General features: G+C 42.2%; 13 protein-coding genes and 6 pseudogenes. 3 read left to right on the top strand and 16 right to left on the bottom strand.

The genetic code is table 11. The features are described 5' to 3' along the window. Positions 1-6: 6 nt before the first annotated feature. The 12 genes and pseudogenes from IQ230_RS05295 to hoxE all read right to left on the bottom strand — a co-directional run bounded on the left by IQ230_RS05295 (position 7) and on the right by hoxE (position 12316). The gene (locus IQ230_RS05295; RefSeq protein WP_193931021.1) at positions 7-2763 is read right to left on the bottom strand and encodes a bifunctional acetate--CoA ligase family protein/GNAT family N-acetyltransferase; all 2757 of its coding nucleotides are present in this window, start codon (positions 2761-2763) and stop codon (positions 7-9) included. Continuing rightward, entirely contained in the window at positions 2729-3463 is a 735-nt protein-coding gene (gene hypB, locus IQ230_RS05290; protein ID WP_193931020.1) for a hydrogenase nickel incorporation protein HypB, read from the bottom strand. Before hypB ends, IQ230_RS05295 begins: the two co-directional genes overlap by 35 nt. 1 nt (position 3464) lies before the next feature. Beyond that, positions 3465-3806, bottom strand: coding sequence for a hydrogenase maturation nickel metallochaperone HypA (gene hypA, locus IQ230_RS05285; protein WP_193931019.1), 342 nt, complete (start codon positions 3804-3806; stop codon positions 3465-3467). Next, positions 3799-4269, bottom strand: a complete 471-nt coding sequence (locus IQ230_RS05280) for a hydrogenase maturation protease (RefSeq protein ID WP_193931018.1) — start codon at positions 4267-4269, stop codon at positions 3799-3801. Before IQ230_RS05280 ends, hypA begins: the two co-directional genes overlap by 8 nt. A 287-nt stretch (positions 4270-4556) precedes the next feature. Further along, positions 4557-4856 (bottom strand): annotated as a pseudogene (locus IQ230_RS27310) (Ni/Fe hydrogenase subunit alpha); the annotation flags it as partial. Positions 4857-4907: 51 nt separating this feature from the next. Then, positions 4908-5214 (bottom strand): annotated as a pseudogene (locus tag IQ230_RS27305) (oxidoreductase); the annotation flags it as partial. A 78-nt stretch (positions 5215-5292) separates the two neighbouring features. Continuing rightward, a complete protein-coding gene (hoxU, locus tag IQ230_RS05265; RefSeq protein WP_193931017.1) occupies positions 5293-6018 on the bottom strand; it encodes a bidirectional hydrogenase complex protein HoxU in 726 nt (241 codons plus the stop codon). Continuing rightward, positions 6009-7610: a phytoene desaturase family protein gene (locus IQ230_RS05260; protein WP_193931016.1), complete on the bottom strand. Its 1602-nt coding sequence runs from the start codon at positions 7608-7610 to the stop codon at positions 6009-6011. Before IQ230_RS05260 ends, hoxU begins: the two co-directional genes overlap by 10 nt. A gap of 214 nt (positions 7611-7824) precedes the next feature. Further along, positions 7825-8712, bottom strand: coding sequence for a hypothetical protein (locus tag IQ230_RS05255; RefSeq protein WP_193931015.1), 888 nt, complete (start codon positions 8710-8712; stop codon positions 7825-7827). A gap of 108 nt (positions 8713-8820) precedes the next feature. Next, a complete protein-coding gene (locus tag IQ230_RS05250; RefSeq protein ID WP_193931014.1) occupies positions 8821-9837 on the bottom strand; it encodes a medium chain dehydrogenase/reductase family protein in 1017 nt (338 codons plus the stop codon). A 257-nt stretch (positions 9838-10094) separates the two neighbouring features. Further along, positions 10095-11694, bottom strand: a pseudogene (locus IQ230_RS05245) (NADH-ubiquinone oxidoreductase-F iron-sulfur binding region domain-containing protein). Positions 11695-11792: 98 nt separating this feature from the next. Continuing rightward, positions 11793-12316 (bottom strand): annotated as a pseudogene (gene hoxE, locus IQ230_RS05240) (bidirectional hydrogenase complex protein HoxE). 518 nt (positions 12317-12834) lie between these two features. Between hoxE and IQ230_RS05235 the strand changes: the two are divergent. Beyond that, the gene (locus IQ230_RS05235; protein ID WP_193931013.1) at positions 12835-13056 is read left to right on the top strand and encodes a DUF4327 family protein; all 222 of its coding nucleotides are present in this window, start codon (positions 12835-12837) and stop codon (positions 13054-13056) included. A gap of 531 nt (positions 13057-13587) precedes the next feature. On the opposite strand, the gene IQ230_RS05230 is transcribed toward IQ230_RS05235, so the two are convergent. The 4 genes from IQ230_RS05230 to IQ230_RS05215 all read right to left on the bottom strand — a co-directional run bounded on the left by IQ230_RS05230 (position 13588) and on the right by IQ230_RS05215 (position 16125). Further along, positions 13588-13779 carry a hypothetical protein gene (locus IQ230_RS05230; protein WP_193931012.1) on the bottom strand — a complete coding sequence of 64 codons (192 nt, stop codon included), beginning with the start codon at positions 13777-13779 and terminating at the stop codon, positions 13588-13590. A 260-nt stretch (positions 13780-14039) separates the two neighbouring features. Further along, positions 14040-14705, bottom strand: coding sequence for a phosphoribosyltransferase (locus IQ230_RS05225; protein WP_193931118.1), 666 nt, complete (start codon positions 14703-14705; stop codon positions 14040-14042). A 151-nt stretch (positions 14706-14856) separates the two neighbouring features. After that, entirely contained in the window at positions 14857-15609 is a 753-nt protein-coding gene (locus tag IQ230_RS05220; protein ID WP_193931011.1) for a PRC-barrel domain-containing protein, read from the bottom strand. 45 nt (positions 15610-15654) lie between these two features. After that, positions 15655-16125: an Hsp20/alpha crystallin family protein gene (locus IQ230_RS05215; RefSeq protein WP_193931010.1), complete on the bottom strand. Its 471-nt coding sequence runs from the start codon at positions 16123-16125 to the stop codon at positions 15655-15657. Positions 16126-16392: 267 nt separating this feature from the next. Here IQ230_RS05215 and IQ230_RS05210 point away from each other — a divergent pair. Further along, a pseudogene (locus IQ230_RS05210) lies at positions 16393-16680 on the top strand (hypothetical protein); the annotation flags it as partial. 81 nt (positions 16681-16761) lie between these two features. Beyond that, positions 16762-17316: pseudogene (locus IQ230_RS05205) on the top strand (transposase); the annotation flags it as partial. Positions 17317-17441: the final 125 nt, after the last annotated feature.

Below are 17441 nucleotides of genomic sequence, written 5' to 3'. Positions count from 1 at the left end.
TCCTAGTTACGTTGTAGACAGAATAATTTCTGCTTTGACGACAGAGGGATCTTCTGTGCGATGAATTTGGAAACCCAGTTTTTCACAGACACGTTGCATTACTCGATTATCGCGAAGAATTTCTGCATGGATGCGCTTAAGATGTTCGTGACGACCTACTTGTAGTAGCCGTTCCAATAACTCTGTACCTAAGCCTTGGCACTGAAAGCGATCGCTCACTAAGAGGGCAAATTCTGCTTCATTCGTACTATGCAACTTGCTCAACCTACCTAATGCTAGAATTTCACTGGCTTTTGTCTGCGGATTTTGATATTCAGCCACCAGTGCCATTTCGCGATCGTAATCAATAAAGCATATGCGGATTAAGCGTTCGTGGGCAACTCGTTGACTGAGTTTCACTAAATGAAAGTAACGAAAATAGATACTTTGCTCTGATAATGTCTGATGGAACTGGATCATCAACGGTTCATCTTCAGGACGAATGGGGCGGATAGTTACTGAAGTACGATCTTTCATTGTCCAATCAGTGACATACTGAGTTGGATAAGGACGAATAGCGAGTTTAGGTAATTCATCTGCAGTGATGTTTGGTTCGTGTAAAATGATTCGAGCATCAAGCGCAATCAGTCCATGAGGAGAAGCAAGCAACGGGTTGATGTCAATTTCTTTAATCCAACGTTGTTCAACGACTAACTGACTAAAGCGCACCATAAGCTGTTCTAGGGCGTTCATATCGATAGGCTGACGACCCCGCAAGCCTAAAAGTGCTTTATAAATGCGAGTTTGTTCCATCATGCGCCGCGCTAAAGTGGTGTTGAGGGGAGGTAAAGCGATCGCCCGATCTTGAAAGACTTCTACTAGTTGCCCTCCTGAACCAAACAACAAGACTGGACCAAAGTGCAAATCGAGACTGCTACCGATAATTAATTCATAACCATCTGTACTCACCATTGGTTGCACGGTAACGCCCAAGAAATGCTCAACACCAACTTTGTCGCTGACTGATGTAGCAATAGCTTGATATGCTCGTTGCACAGCTGCTGCATTGGGCAAATTCAACTGTACGCCGCCGACATCAGTTTTATGAGTAATTGTTTCAGAGAAAAGTTTGAGAACAACTGGATAACCGATTCCTTCAGCACAGTTAATTGCTTCCGCTTCACTTTTAGCAACACAAGTTGCAACAATCGGAATGCCATAAGCTGCTAGAATCTGTTTAGATTCAACTTCTGTAAGAATCATGCGTGCCTGATGGATTTTGGCAATTGTTGTTTCTACTAAAGTACGAGCCGTAGCACCATCAACGGCATGAGTACTGAGTACCGGTGTTTCATATATGCCACGCAAGTTGTAGCTATACTGCCACATATAATTAAATACGCGGGCAGCGGTATCTGGATAAGGATAAGTTGGAATACTGGCGCGATTAAGAATCATTTCGCCTGTTGCGACTTCAGTTCCTCCCATCCAACTTGCGAGAATAGGTTTGCGTGCAGAGGCGGTGTGCGTCGCGATATATGACTTCAACCGTTCAGCTGTTAGCGTGGGATCGGTCATAGCTTGCGGTGTCAGAATCACGAGTATACCATCACTGCTCGGATCTGTCGCAACAATTTCTAAAGCTTGCAGATAACGTTCTGGTTCAGCATCACCGAGAATATCAATTGGATTGCCATGACTCCAGTGAGGCGGTAGCAGTTGATTTAGGGCAGCGATCGCACTTGCGGATAATTCTGCGAGTTCGCCGCCGGTTGTCATCAGTGCATCGGTGGCAAGAACTCCTGGACCTCCTGCATTCGTGATAATTGTCAATCGCGATCCTTTGGGACGCGGTTGTTTTGCCAGCACTTCTGCCATATCAAATAAGTCGGATATACTATTAACTCGCAAAACTCCACAGCGACGAAAAGCAGCATCAATGACTTCATCACTATCTGTTAATGCCCCCGTATGCGAAGTTGCAGCCTTAGCTGCGGCTTCAGTTCGACCTGCTTTGAGGACAATAATAGGCTTAGTCAATGCAACCTCACGCGCAGCAGATAAAAACGAACGCGCATCGCCGATTGATTCCATATAAATCACAATGCTATGAGTGTGCGGATCGTCACCGAGGTAGTAAATCAGATCGCCCCAACTGACATCAAGCATTGAGCCAATCGAAATAAAGGCACTAAAACCGACATTTTCTCGCAAACTCCAATCAAGAATAGCAGTGCAGAGCGCACCACTTTGGCTAATAAAGCCGACATTACCAGGACGCGCCATGACGCTTGCGAAAGTCGCATTGATGCCGTTGCGGGGGTGCATGACACCCAAGCAATTAGGTCCAATTAAACGCATTTTGCCACGACGTAACTGCTGTTTGATTTGCTGCTCTAACTCAGCACCGACTGTACCAATTTCTCTAAAACCAGCAGAAACGATAATTGCACCTTCAACGCCTGCATCCACACATTCAGCAATGATATCTGGTACCGTTGACGCGGGTGTGGCAATAATCGCCAGATCGATAGATTCTGGGATATCCTTAACTGTGGCATATGTCTTGATTCCTAATACGCTATGTCGTTTAGGATTTACAGGAAATACAGTACCACCAAAAGGATGGCTGATCAGGTTCCATAAAATAGTCCGTCCTACACTATTAGCCTGATCGCTAGCACCTATGACAGCTACAGTCTGCGGAGCAAAAATTGCATTCAAAGGTTGGCGCTCAAGGCGAAGAATATCATAAGCTGGATCGTTTGACTTGAAAACTTGCATTACCGATTCCTCTATACTTTTGTTCGAGATAGGTATACCAGTCTTCCATGCCTTGACCTGTCTTTGCTGAAACTGCAAAAATCGTGGCGTGTGGTGCAATGCGTTCAATATTGGCGATCGCCTGTTCGCGGTTAAATTCTACCGCTTGGGCAAGATCGATTTTGTTAACAATTGCCACTTGCGCAGTTTTGAATAGTGTTGGATACTTGAGCGGTTTATCTTCTCCTTCGGTGACAGATAGCAAGACAATACGCACATCTTCACCCAAGTCATACGCCGCAGGGCAAACTAAATTTCCTACGTTTTCAATGATTAATAAATCCAAAGCATCTAGATTGAGTTTTTTGCTTGCTCGTGCTATCATGTCTGCTTCTAGATGACAGATGTTACCTGTTGTAATTTGGACTGCGGGTACGCCATGCGATCGCAAGCGTTTGGCATCGTTATCTGTTTCTAAATCGCCTACAATAGCTCCGATGCGGAATTGACTACATTGCAGCATCCTTTCAATCAGTGCCGTTTTTCCTGAACCAGGTGAGGAAAGGATATTTAATACCAATACACCTTTAGACTTGAAGTAGGCGCGATTCTGCTGAGCTAATTGGGTATTTTTATGCAGAATTTCTTGCACAACATTAATTTGCTTTAAGTCACCATTTACGCTTGATTCGCGATCGCCACAACCACAGGTTTGGCACATATCAAGACACCTCCAAAGAAGCGATTTCTAATTCTTGACCACGGACTACATCAATGCTGATTTGGTCACATTGGTAGCACTCATAAACCAAATTGGCTGGTTGAAAATCTAGATCGCAGTTGGAACAGTGACAAACAACAGGAATGTAATCAATTTCTAAGTGCGCATCAGCAGCGATCGTTCCTTGGACAACGACATCAAACGCAAACTCTAACGCTTCTGGGACGACTCCCGATAACTCACCAATGCGCAGCTTGAGTGCATGAATTTGACTTCCTCCTGCTAAGCGTGTTTGCTGGAGGGCAATATCCAAAGCATTTTGCATAATTGCTACTTCATGCATAGGTGACTCCCTGCTGAAGAATCAAAAACTCAATTTGCTTTAAAGCTTGCGCCATACCATGTTGAGCAACAGTTGAAAGGCGATCGCCTAAATTAAAATTAATTGCTGGTATTTTGACTAACCAAGAAGAGGGACAATAGCCATAAAGCAGCTGTGCGATCGCCAGTAACATTTGTGGTTCGCAGCAGTGACCCGTTATCATCCGAGATGGTGCAGGTTCGAGAAGCTGCACTTGAATTTGGAGTGTGTCTGTCGAGTAGGCGTCGCTAAAAATAGCGAGATCGGCAGTTGCCAGCATTTCTACTAGTTCAGGAGTCAGTTGGTGAGTCGCGATCGCTCGTACATTTGGTAATTTCCATGCAGCAACTGCATCAGCTACCGCTTGTCCAACTCCATCATCGTTGCGTAGGCGATTGCCATAACCAATAAATATGACATTTTTGACTATAGGGTGGGAATTCATGCTAACCAGATAAGCTTTACTTTGAAGCTAAAGTGAAATTTTGAGGAACTTGTGAGGAGATTCCACAACGCTTGGCAAATTCGCACACTATAGACATCCTGCGTGAATGCTGGTCGAATGAATTCGCCAGCTAAATAAACAAAGTCCACGGAGGTGGACTTACTGCTAAAAGGCTTTTGAGTACACGAAGGCACACTTTGCTTGGATAGCCCTGAAGGGGCATCTGTGATTCATGCAAGAGGTCTTATAAACCATATCCACTGCCGTGGACTACTAACCTCAACTGACTAATTTCGCCAAACTTCATTAATAACGTTGCCATTGGCTGCCAGTAATTGAGTATGTAATGGCATTTGACCTGCTGTATGAGTAGAACAACTTAAGCACGGATCAAAAGCACGAATTCCAGCTTCAACGCAGTTTAACATCCCTTCAGGAATCTCTGAACCGTGAATAAAATGATGGGCAATTTGAGCGACTGTACGATTCATTGCCAAATTATTTTGACCCGTAGCAATGATTAAATTCACTTTTTGAATTAATCCATTTTCATCAACTTTATAGTGATGAAACAAAGTGCCGCGTGGCGGACAACCTGGTAGATAAATATCTACAGGTACTACTGTATGGACTGGCTGTACTCGATCTAACAACTTGGGGATAATTCCTTTTTCTGTAGGGATTTGGGGCTGAAGATCAGTTGCTTCAATGTAACAGCGCTGTAGCACAGGTTCAGCACTTGCCAAGGGATTGCGTAAAGCACTCACATTTCCGGTAACAGCACAATCACCAAAAGAAACAAGAGTTTGAGATTGCGATCGCGCCTTCCACTAACACCACATCAACCCCCTGGGGATATTCTTTTGAATCGACAAAGGGACTATAAACTAAATCAACTTGTTCGGCTAACTCGAACAGCCATTCGTCTAAGTCGAGGAAAGACATATGACAGCCAGAACAACCACCTAGCCAAACTGTTGCCAATTGCAAACGAGGCATTTTTTTACTTCTCCTTTGTCTGCACTAAATGCTGTCGTAAAACCATTGCTTGTGTTCTCGTGCTGTCATGAGGAATTCTAACTTTACGCGATCGCGTTTCATTTCCCCAACACTTGAGCCTCGATCAAACAGCGCCCCTGTTGGGCAAGCATTTACACATTTGCCGCAAGAAGTACACGTTTGTGACGTTCCCCAAGGCTGATTTAAATCGGTAATGACGTGAGAGTTTGTCCCTCTACCTGCCATATCCCAGGTATGCGCCCCTTCAATTTCATCGCAGACACGGACACAACGAGTGCAAAGAACACAGCGATTGCGATCAATGCCAAAGCGATCGTGAGATCCATCAACATGGCGATCGGGAAACTGATACTCTAAGCGCACATGATCCATTCCCATTTCAATTGCTAAATCTTGCAGTTCGCAGTTACCATTAGCAACACAAACCGAACAAATATGATTACCTTCTGCAAACAGCATTTCTACAATCATGCGGCGATACTTTTGCAGGCGTTCGGTATTTGTGGAAACTTCCACACCTTCAGCTACTTTTGTCACGCAAGCAGGTTGTAGTTTATGACTTCCAGCAATTTCAACTAAGCAAAGCCGACAAGCACCAACTGCTGAAACTCCCTCTAAATAGCACAATGTAGGAATGTGAATCCCAGCATCCTGCGCTGCTTCTAGTACAGTTTGCTCTTCGCCAGCACTGACTAATTGTTCATTGATTATTAATGTTTTTACTGACATTGTTTTCTATAATATTTTTGATTTTCAAAGATGATGGCAAACATAACTTTGAAAAAGCCAAACCACCCATTAATTATTCCTGTTGTCAATACTCCGGCAATTGTTGCGCCTACAATTCCATGAATTAGGGCATCTGTTCCAGAGAGATATAAATTTTTAATTGGAGTTTTAGGACTAATCCATTCTTGTGTAAACCTTTTTGGAATCGCAGGTATACCATAAAGAGAGCCGCGATCGCTGGCAATAAAATACTCTACACTTAGTGGTGTAGCTAGCTCGTAGTATTCTATTAATTCTTTGAAACCAGGATAGTATTCTTCTATAAAACCAATGATTTTTTGGGCAATTTTCTCCTTGAGTTTATAATAATCTGAGCTTCGTTTTTTCCAAGGCTGACTCTGCCACTTTTCAAAGTAATTATAGTCTGCATAAACAATGATTTCACAAGTGTGGCGCACTGTTGTGTGGTTTTTCAGTGATGGAAAAGATAGCATACAGCTATTGATAACTTTGTCTGGTGCAGCTACCTGTTCTTGAAGAGCTTGATCGTGGTTGTAACTATTAAAAATCCAATAATTTGCTGTTCCTAAATTCAAAGTTTCAGGGGATTCTTTCAATCCCACAAATAGGAATAACATACTGTAACCCTTGGGAAATGCTTTAATTTGATGACAGTATGTAGTTGCATATTCTTCAGAAAGCAGCTTAGTGTAAGTATTAAATGCCCCCGCATCAGAAATAATTATAGGTGCGTGATATATCTCTGGTTCAGCCGTAGAATCGTGAGTTTTTCTAGCTTTGACTCCGATGGCGACACCGTTTTTCACAATAATTTCTGTCACCTGGCGCTGGGTAAGTATTCTTCCGCCAACTTTTGTAATAGTAGGTAGAATACACTCAACAATTGCTTGCGATCCTCCTACAGGATACCAACTACCCTTGCCATAACTAGTCATTGCTACGGCATGAATACCAAAGGAGATTTGCGAGGGTGGTAAGCCATAAGCTCCCCATTGTGAAGTGAGCAAAGCCTTCAATTGAGGGTTGTGAAAATTCCGCTCTACGTATTCCTTAGCTGTTAAATGCGCAGTTTTTCCTAGCTGACGCAAGAAAGGTTTAATAATTTTCTTGAGCCATTGAGGTGCAAAATTTGCAATTAAATTTATTCGATACCAAATAGTAACTTTTTTTAAGTCAGAAAAGTATCGCCGGAGACTTGCCTTTTCATGAGGAAACATTCTCACAAGATCAGAGAGATTTCCTTGCGGATTGGAAGATATGTTGAAGGTGAAATCTGGATAGACAAGTGTATCAGATGGATTGGGTAACTTTTGCCATTGCAGTTTGCCATCAGTGATGTAGTCAAATATGATTCTTCCAATGTCACCTTTTGCCATTTCCGTCACAGCTTGGACACCGATATCCCACTGAAAGCCTTTGTGCTTGAATTCTTGAGTGAAGCCACCAACAATAAAATGTTGTTCTAGAATCAGCACTTTTTTATGGTTGAACTTGGCAAGGATGGCAGCAGTTGTTAACCCACCAATGCCAGAACCAATGACTATGACGTCAAATTGATTGGAATTAAACATTTTGAGTACCTAGCTAGCCATGTATTGCTGCTCCGTGCTTCCTCTTGAGTTATAAGCAAAGAGTTTGAGGAATTTGTGACGGTGGCAAAGAATTTAATGAATAATGCTAGACAACATAGTTCTATACCCCAGGGCAAAAAATCGTAATAATGTGGCAGCGATCGCAAGCCACAACCAAGATCAGCGGTCTTTAGGCTTAGTAATACTACTCATATTATCTAGATAGCTGTGGTCGTCGCTTGTTAAATAGCCATGTTAAGACTGCACCAAAGCCAACCAAATTTGCCACAGACAAAATCAATCCTCCAAGCCCTGGAACTAAACCGATTAAACCTAAGATCAGCAAGCCCATCAGGAATTTTTCTACTGGAGTATGTTCTGACTTCGCCCGCGTTTTTTCACCAATCCACAGCGCCACACCCAGCGTTCCTAATAGCACAACAATAGCAACGCTCAAACCAACCAAGGGCAACAGTGGAATACCAATCAAGCTGATTGCTAAAAGAATGACGAGTAAAATAACGGCGACTATACCTCCTAACCCCCATAATGCACATTGAACTGGGTACTCGCGAACCGTTTCTGCTAGGTTTAGTAAGAAATTAGGTCGCCAACGCAGGATGAAAATGCCCACGACTGCACTCAGCAATACTGTCAGCAGATGCGCAGCAACACTCGATAAGTAGTGAAACCAGAAGCCATCGATGCCCCTCCTCCTGGAACCACGCATTCCCCAACGCCCCTGTTCAGTGAAGATTTGCGATGATCCTCCAATCGTAGCTCCTTCTGCTCTGACAATATCGCCGCCTACGGCATAAGCATCTCCATCGACACGGGCATTTTCTGCCAAAATGACATCGCCCCCAATTGCGATCGCTGTTTGGGTAACTCTTGCACCCTCCTCAATCGTGACATCTCCACCAATTGCATGGGCGTTTTCAATAACCTGATTGGCAGGAACGATGACATCACCCCCAACCCGAATAAGATTTCTGTCATTGATATTAATATCGGTTTGTGCTGAAACAGTTGCTGAGATGAGAATGGCGATTAAAGCGGATACCACCATCCAAACCAGTCGATTAAGGGGTTTTCGTTGCATTGAGGTGTCCTCTATGTTGTCACAGCTTCTACAATTTTTAAAATTAAAAGCAAGTGCTCGGTATAAACAATCAAAGGAATGATTTGAGTTAGGCATAATATAATGACTTCAATTGCTGCACATCAGGACTAGCTGACCACTGACAGCGGAAGTTTCTAGTAATTTGTGAGCATCAGCTGCTTTTTCTAGCGGTAGGCGATCGGCGATAATCGGTTGAATTTGCTTGCGTGCAAGTAAGTCTAAAAGTGTGGTTAAATCTTCTCGAAACCACTCTGAATGCCGCTTTTTACTATCAGCAATGTTGTAAAAAATTGCTTGGTGACTATCTGGTAACAACTGCAACAACGATAACAAAAGTAAACTTGCAGCTAGCTTCACTTTTCGATTGTGCTTGGTAGCTAAAGCTGAAGAAAAACCGTAATTAATCAATCGTCCTTTGTTGCGTAGTGCTTTGTATGAACTAAACAAGTGACTGCCACCAATCGCATCGAAAACAACGTCTACGCCATCACCTGTCAAGTTATAAATTTGTTTAACAAAATCTTCTTGTTTGTAATCAATTGGAACTCCCCCTAAACTCGCAACGAGTTCATGTTTTGGTTTTGAGGCTGTTCCATACATCTCCAAGTTTGCCAGCTTACCTAATTTTAATAGTGCTGTACCGACTCCTCCTGCTGCACCGTGAATGAGAATGCGTTCTTTGGGTTTAACTTTAGCAATGCGATGTAATAGTTGATAAGCACTCACATATTGCAGTACCAAGCAAACCGCTTCAACAGCATCAACTGCGTCTGGTATGAGTACTAGTTCTGTTGCGGGCAAACACAAAAACTCACTGTAACCACCGACAATTGTTAGCGCAACAATTCGCTGTCTTAGTTCAAGAGTAGATACTGCCACGCCTAGCTTGTCTACAACACCAGCGATCGCATAACCAGGAGAAAACGGTGTTTGCGGTACACCTGGATACAACCCCTCGCGAATAAGAATATCAGTAAAAGCAACTGTCGTCGCTAGAATTCGCACCCGAACTTCATCATCTTCAGGTTCTGGTAATTCAGCTTCACTTAGTTGTAAAACTTCTGAACCACCATGACGGGTAATCAAAATTTTTTTGTAACTCATATACAGTGGTTTGTAGTTGTCAATCGACTGATTCTTAGTTTTGACGAACTCTTTTACACTTCATGCTCATCCTAAGTAAGAAAATTGAAGATTTTGTGAGGAGAATCAAAAAGATGAATGACAGTTGGAAACCAACTGAAGTCGAGGCTACCCAAATAAAGTATTAGTTCATACTCTCTAACATTTTTTTGCAGTAATTACACGGAAAAAGTTGTGTTTGGCTATGAATTTATTTACCCAGCATTCATGCAGAAAGTTTATTGAGTTGTGCTATTAATTAACGCTAAATACTCGTCGCGGAAATAACGTAAAGTACTGAAAACAGGATTTGGTGCAGACTGACCAAGACCGCATAAACTGGTATACTTCACCATGTCACACAGTTCTTCTAAGAGTTCCAAATCAGCTAGTGATGCTTCGCCTTGACGAATTTTAGTTAACAGACGATGTAACTGTACAGTACCAACGCGACAGGGAATGCACTTACCGCAAGACTTATCCATGCAAAATTCCATGAAAAAGCGGGCAACATCCACCATATTGGTATTTTGATCCATCACAATCATACCGCCGGAACCCATAATTGAACCTAACTGAGTCAGCGATTCGTAGTCTACAGGAGTGTCAACAGCTAATGCTGGGATTACACCCTCCTGAAGGTCCACCTGTTTGCACAGCTTTAGCAGAACCGCTATCCGGTACGCCACCACCCATGTCTTCAACTATTTGTCGCAATGTTGTTCCCATAGGGACTTCAATTAAACCAGTATTGCGGATTTTTCCTGCTAGAGCGAAGACTTTAGTTCCTTTGCTTTTTTCTGTACCAATACTGGCAAACCAGTCAGCACCGTTACGAATAATCGGTGTAATATTAGCGAAGGTTTCTACATTATTAAGTAAAGTAGGATATCCCCACAAACCAGATTCAGCTGGATAAGGTGGACGAGGATGAGGAGTACCGCGTTGACCTTCAATTGATGCCATTAATGCAGTTTCTTCACCGCAGACACAAGCACCTGCACCAATGCGGATATCGATTTTAAAATCAAAAGGAGACTCGAAAATTTGACTACCTAGTAAACCTAAGCGTTGAGCTTGGCGGATTGCAAGTTGCAAACGAGCGATCGCAGTAGGATATTCAGCCCGTATATAAATATACCCTTGATTAGCTCCTACAGCATAAGCTGCGATCGCCACTCCTTCTAACACTCGATGCGGATCGCTTTCTAAAATGCTGCGATCCATAAATGCACCAGGATCGCCTTCATCAGCATTACAGATAACATACTTGCGTTCTCCTTTTGCTTTGGCAACCGTTGCCCATTTTAAACCAGTAGGATAGCCAGCGCCGCCGCGTCCTCTTAAACCACTTTTGGCGATCGCATCTACCACCTCATCAGGTTGCATTTCGTGCAGGACGTGATACAGTGCTTGATAACCATGAGCAGCAATATAAGATGCAATTCGTTCTGGATCAATCTTGCCGCTATTTTCGAGTACAATTGGCATTTGTTGGGTAAAAAAAGGCTGAGCCAGATTGCCACGTTGTACTGTTGTTTCTCCGCCATTGAGGGCAGTAATAATTGACGGTGCATCTTGAAGAGTTACTTTCTCATAAAGCATCTTCTCTGGTTCGATTTGTACGAGTGGTCCTTGACAGCACAAGCGCAGACAACCAACACCACAGACCTGCACTTGATCTTCTAAACCTATTTCCTTGACTGCTTTCTCAAGGCATTGCTTGACGGCTAAGGAGTCAGCAGATAGACAACCTGCAGGCACACAACAATGAATTTGTATAGGTTTTCTCGCCGCGCATTCTTGCTGTGCAATCTCTAATAGTTGAGTCAAATCCATCTTTTAGCTATCTCCTGGCAACGAGTTATTCAAGTTCCACTTTGAAGCTAGAGAGGAAGTTTGAGAAACTTGTGAACTTATAGCTAGTTAGACAAGATCTATTTACTATTTTCGAGCCATTCTTTGAGGCGATCGCACACCGACTCTGGGGTTTGATGTCCGCATACAGTACCGTTAAAAACTACAGTAGGAGCAATACCACATGCACCTAAACAACGGGCTGTCAGTAACGAAAGTCTGATGTTGTCTCACCAGCATGAATATTGGTATATTTCTCAACTGTTGCTAGTATTTGCGCTGCACCTTTGACATAACAAGCTGTGCCAGTACAAACTGTACAGGTGTGAACTCCTTGAGGGGCTAAGGAGAATAAGTGATAAAAAGTTGCTACACCATAAACACGGCTAGGTGGCAGTTTCAAGCTACGGGCTATATAAAGTAAAAGGTCATCTAAATAACCAAACAATTCCTGCGCTTTGTGCAGAATTTCAATCAGAGCATCTTGCTGATATTGATAACGTTTAATTGTAACATCTAGCACCTTAAAACGCGTGTCACCACTGGGGTGTGTTGGTGTTAGCTGCGTTTTTCTTCGTACTTTTGCAGAAGAAGGAGAATGCATAATTTTGTCTTTGTTTAAACTAGCGATCTTCTCTAAATGTGGATGTAACTTTTGTACATCAAGTAAAGCATTTCTTATCTTGTTTTTTCTACAACAAATCTTCAAAAATATTATTGATTTTTTAGTCGCTAACTACTCAATTTTGCTATTCACATTAAACTGATTTACTATAAGTCTAGTGTATCACTCCTTAATCACCTATAGCATTGATATTAACAGTCACGCACCTTTGATTTATTCGCAATATTTACCACTTCTGCAAGTGTCTTTAGTTCATTTGAAACTAGTAAATTACAATTTTAAAAACTTATAAATAGTTTGAAATATTTAATATTGTATCTAAAATAGGTATCTAGTTCGCTTATGGTGTCAATTAATATTACTGCTTTTTAACTTCATTCATTACTTTAAATAAATACTTACTAAAGCTAGAGATTTTAGGATTAAAATAAGAATGTAAATATATAGTAATAGTTACCAATACAATCTGTTTGATTGTCCAAAGGAAGGAGTGCGTTATGGCTACTACAGTTAAATACGATATTGCTGCCATTAAAGAAGAAGTTCGTCAACTCGTCGAAAAAGGACTTATTGATCGTCAACAGCCAATTTATGCTTTGTGCAAATATATTCCTGGGCGTGGCTGGGTTTGTGTAGAACTTGAACTAGAAGAAAATGATTTTTTGCTCAGAGATCGCATTATAGATCTACTGAGCAAGGAGAAATGGCAAGAAGATTAAGGTTGCTATCAAACGCTAATTAATGTTGTGCGTATACTTTCTTTATTTCGTATGTCACAATAGCTTGCGTTTCTTTGTTCTGGCTGGTGAAGCAATGTAGATAGTTTTCTAATAACCTTTTTTGGATATAAACTATAATATTCTTCACTCGGTACGGGCATTTCCTGCCAGCAAGTGCGGCAAAAAAAATAAACTTCATGATTGTGAATATGCCGTAAAAGTTGATCGGAACAGCAAGGACAATTATTCATAGCTTGTTAAAGATTGTAAAATCAATGATTGATTGAAGTTAAGTAGGCGTAATTATTGCTCGCACGTTTTATGCTAGTTCGTGGTTAATAGTTGATTATTGAGCCATTAACTGTTAACAATTAACCATTAATAGCCCTTAAGTCACATTTATCTTCACCTACTCATTTAATTAGTATGTTGATCTGATGTTATTTATGAGAATAGTGTAAAGATGTGAGAAAGTTGTGAGCATGGCAAAAGAATCAAGTCGAAGTTGATGGTTGATAGTGCCATTGACTATTAACCAACATAAAATGTGCGCTTTTTAGTATCTGAACTGTTGTCAGAAAAAGTGAGATAGCGCTGAAACCACTGACTCGCCAACCGTGCTACTTCTTCGAGTGTTCCTGGTTCTTCAAATAAGTGGCTTGCACCAGAGACAATCTTTAATTGTTTTTCCGCATAAAGTTGGGCAAATGCATCCTGATTCATTCCAATCACTGGAAAGTCATCTCCGCCAACACTCTTAATTGTCGGCGCTTGGACACAAAACAGTACTGAACCAGCTAAATCAGGTCGTCCGCCACGAGAAACGATCGCCTTGACAACATTTGGACGTTTGGTTGCAGCTAATAAGGCAGCAGCACTGCCTGTACTGGCACCAAAGTAACCGATGTCTCTTCTTCTGGGGTTAGCAAGTCAAGCAATAAAGTTGCGAATCTTGCCTGTTGCAACACATCAGCGCATTGTTGTTATCGCAATGGTGCTGTGTACTCACGAGTTAACTGTTCTAGTAAGTGATGTACTTCTTCATCAGTTGTTTGCGAGAAATCCTCATACCAAAGCCCTATAGAATAAAACGGTTCTGGAGTGGCTACACTTACTACCTTGTCTACCTCAGCTTTCAATTCATCGCAGGCTGCTCGCGATGCAACAGGAATTGCAACAATAATTGACTGGGGTTGTTGTTGCTTGATGACGGCAACAGCAGCGCGCATTGTTGCCCCAGTTGCTAATCCATCATCGACTAGAATGACAATTTTATTTGTGGCAGATGGCAAAGGGCGATCGCCCCGATAAGCGCGATCGCGGCGCTGTAATTCCCGCAGTTCTCTAGCAGCAACTTCGTCAATCGTTTTGCTAGAAATGCCCAACCAACTTACCACATCATAGTTCAACACCCGTACGCCATTTGAACCAATTGCACCCATTGCTAGTTCTTTGTGACCTGGTACACCCAGCTTGCGAACTAAGCAAATATCTAAAGGAGCATTCAATGCTTTTGCTACTTCATAAGCAACAGGCACTCCGCCACGAGGAAGCCCCAACACTAAAACATCAGAGCGATCGCTGTAGTTTTTGAGTCGAAGTGCAAGTCGTTGTCCTGCTGCAGTGCGATTTCGGAATCGTGTCGTCATTGTCATTGTTCTCACCTCCTTTTAGGCGTGCCCGTACGGCAACTTCCCCTTCTAGAAAATACTCAGACACGCACTTACCTGGTGATATTTGGAGTTGTTAAGCTGCCTTCGCTAATCCAGGATTTGCTGTTCCTACAACCCTGCCATCAGGCTAGATTTTGCCAGTCAATTGCCTCCAAGCAGAATCAAGCGCTGCCTTACTACGACTGCCTGCCCGACTGATGCTTTGCTGTAAGTGGTGCCATTGCTGGTGTAAGAACTCAGTCGCTTCCTTTAGTGCGTGGCGATCGCGTTCGTGAGATGCCAATTCATCGCTGACTGTCTTAATCTTGACGCGCACAGCTTCAGGGCGATCGTGCGGCGAAATCAAATTGTGGAGGCGATCGCTCATAATCTGAACCAACTTTCTCACCTGCTGCGACTTCTCGCTCAGTAAACCTTGCAAGCCTTCAGATTCGCTCTTGAGTGTGTCTTGGACGTCGGTGCGGACGATTGCCTTGCGAGCAGTAATTTGCACATCTTCGGGATATAGTACTGCTCTGCTACCCAAAGGAAGCGTAATTTCTCCACCTAGAATGTAAGCGACAATCTCTCCAGTCTGCCAATCAAAGAGAAAATCTTCTATCCATCCTAATGTTTCTCCCTGAGTTGATTGTACGGCAAGCTGATGGAGACGACGCAAATTCGTAGGCGCATTCACTGTAAGATGACCATAAGTGGCGATCGCCTCGGTTCCTACACTGGAAACTTGTTCTAGGGATAGATATTCCCTACCATTTGATAAATAAGCGATCTGTCCAGTTTCATCTAGCCATACTTCTTCTACCTGAATTAAAGGCGCAGTCATAGAACTATCAAACGCCATTAACCCAATAATTTGACTGCGACGCACAATATTTAGCATAATCTTTCTCCTAGGAAGTAGGAAGACAGCTTTTAGTCGCTATTGTTAACCAACATTAACCTTGACAAATTTCTGCTTTTCTCCTTCAGATTTTGGCAAAGTTAGCATGAGAACGCCATTTTTATACTCAGCTTGTACTTTGTCAGTTTGAATGTGAGTAGGCAAAGGAATCACTCGCTCGAATTTACCGTAGTGAAATTCAGAACGCACTATGCCTTTTTCTTCAGTCTTAGTTTCTGACTTGCGCTCACCCTTGAGAGAAACAGTATCTTCAGTAACTTGCACATCCAAATCTTTAGCTTCCATTCCTGGAATTTCTAGTTTCAAGTGAACTGCATCCGCCGTTTCTGCCATTTCAGCCGAAGGTATAAGAGTCATGCCAGATGTACCGCCATCACCGCCGCCAGGCATCAGGCGCTCAAACAAGCGATTCACCTCGCGTTGCAAACTTTCAATTTCCTGGGAAGGTTCCCAACGTTGCAGATCTCGAAAAGGTTTCCAAAGAGTAATAGCCATACGTGTTTCTCCTGATATGAATTTTTAAAACGGTTTTTAATGAGTTTTTAGTTGTGGTGACGCTCGCTTGCGAAGCAGAAACGAACTCTATTTTGAGCTTAGAAAGCGAGTATGAGGAAAATGTGAGGTTATCCTTGAGTCGATATGCTAAACCTCACTGAGCATCACAAGTTCCTCAACTTTTGAGCCTAATTTCAGGGTAGAGCAGCACAGTTTGAGTGGACTAGTGCTAACTCGCTGGCATTTAGGAATTGTCCAATGCGGAACATGAATCACAACTTTGCCACGGTAGATGGTAACGAAGCTGTTGCTCAAGTTGCTTATCGCTTGAACGAAGTCATTGCGATATACCCAATTACTCCCTCCACACCAATGGGCGAATGGGCAGATGCTTGGACAGCAGAGGAAAAGACAAACTTATGGGGTACAGTTCCCGCTGTCATTGAGATGCAGGATGAAGGAGGAGTTGCGGGAGTTCTACATGGTGCTTTACAAACAGGTTCGCTGACAACGACGTTTACAGCATCGCAGGGATTATTGTTGATGCTCCCTAATATGTCTAGCCCTCTTCTGTCATTTTCCGGATATAATGAATAGAAGGAAGAAAAAATAAAACTCTACAAGGTAAGTAGAGCAATGGATGTAGAATTACAAATCCTGAAACATCTGCCAAGGGATGCCCAGCCAACAGTTGCAGTCATAGATGAATATTGTTCAGAGTATAGAGACATATTTAAAGAAGTAAGAAATTATGAGTGTTTCAAATATTTACACTTGGGAATAATATCACAAATAAAAAGAAAATCATTACCAGAGATAGCGAAAGTTACAAGTATAAACTCAGCCCAGTCATTACATCATTTTCTAGCCAATTCAGACTGGTCAGTCTCGGAATTAAAAAATAGAAGATTAAAGAAAATAAACAGAGCATTAAATGGTCAGAGAATTAAAGTAGTAATAGATGAAACCGGAGATAGGAAGAAAGGGAAAAAGACTGATTATGTAGCCAGACAATATTTAGGAAGTGTAGGAAAGATAGATAATGGAATAGTAACAGTCAATGCATATGGAGTTTATGCTAATCTAACATTTCCATTAAGTTTCAAAGTATTTAAACCGAAGGGGACGCTAAAATCAGGGGATAAATATAAAACAAAAATAGAGTTAGCGACAGAAATTATTACAGAATTACAGCCTATTGCAAGTTTATGAGGTACAGTAAGAGGAGTACACAAATGAAGTCTAATGAAACCGTACTCGCTCGACTTGCGAGAAAAAATAGTTAAGGCATACACACAAGGTGACACCTCAATCAG

Source organism: Gloeocapsopsis crepidinum LEGE 06123, assembly GCF_015207655.1.
GTDB classification, from domain to species: Bacteria; Cyanobacteriota; Cyanobacteriia; order Cyanobacteriales; family Chroococcidiopsidaceae; genus Gloeocapsopsis; species Gloeocapsopsis crepidinum.
Note: the sequence above shows the minus strand (reverse complement) of the source record. Positions and strands in the feature narration are given on the sequence as shown.

What these genes read in the sequence shown, in the direction of transcription:
- IQ230_RS05295 (WP_193931021.1), bottom strand. Translation starts at nt 2,763, where the DNA reads ATGCAAGTTTTCAAGTCAAACGATCCAGCTTATGATATTCTTCGCCTT.
- hypB (WP_193931020.1), bottom strand. Translation starts at nt 3,463, where the DNA reads ATGTGCCAAACCTGTGGTTGTGGCGATCGCGAATCAAGCGTAAATGGT.
- hypA (WP_193931019.1), bottom strand. Translation starts at nt 3,806, where the DNA reads ATGCATGAAGTAGCAATTATGCAAAATGCTTTGGATATTGCCCTCCAG.
- IQ230_RS05280 (WP_193931018.1), bottom strand. Translation starts at nt 4,269, where the DNA reads ATGAATTCCCACCCTATAGTCAAAAATGTCATATTTATTGGTTATGGC.
- hoxU (WP_193931017.1), bottom strand. Translation starts at nt 6,018, where the DNA reads ATGTCAGTAAAAACATTAATAATCAATGAACAATTAGTCAGTGCTGGC.
- IQ230_RS05260 (WP_193931016.1), bottom strand. Translation starts at nt 7,610, where the DNA reads ATGTTTAATTCCAATCAATTTGACGTCATAGTCATTGGTTCTGGCATT.
- IQ230_RS05255 (WP_193931015.1), bottom strand. Translation starts at nt 8,712, where the DNA reads ATGCAACGAAAACCCCTTAATCGACTGGTTTGGATGGTGGTATCCGCT.
- IQ230_RS05250 (WP_193931014.1), bottom strand. Translation starts at nt 9,837, where the DNA reads ATGAGTTACAAAAAAATTTTGATTACCCGTCATGGTGGTTCAGAAGTT.
- IQ230_RS05235 (WP_193931013.1), top strand. Translation starts at nt 12,835, where the DNA reads ATGGCTACTACAGTTAAATACGATATTGCTGCCATTAAAGAAGAAGTT.
- IQ230_RS05230 (WP_193931012.1), bottom strand. Translation starts at nt 13,779, where the DNA reads ATGAATCAGGATGCATTTGCCCAACTTTATGCGGAAAAACAATTAAAG.
- IQ230_RS05225 (WP_193931118.1), bottom strand. Translation starts at nt 14,705, where the DNA reads ATGACGACACGATTCCGAAATCGCACTGCAGCAGGACAACGACTTGCA.
- IQ230_RS05220 (WP_193931011.1), bottom strand. Translation starts at nt 15,609, where the DNA reads ATGCTAAATATTGTGCGTCGCAGTCAAATTATTGGGTTAATGGCGTTT.
- IQ230_RS05215 (WP_193931010.1), bottom strand. Translation starts at nt 16,125, where the DNA reads ATGGCTATTACTCTTTGGAAACCTTTTCGAGATCTGCAACGTTGGGAA.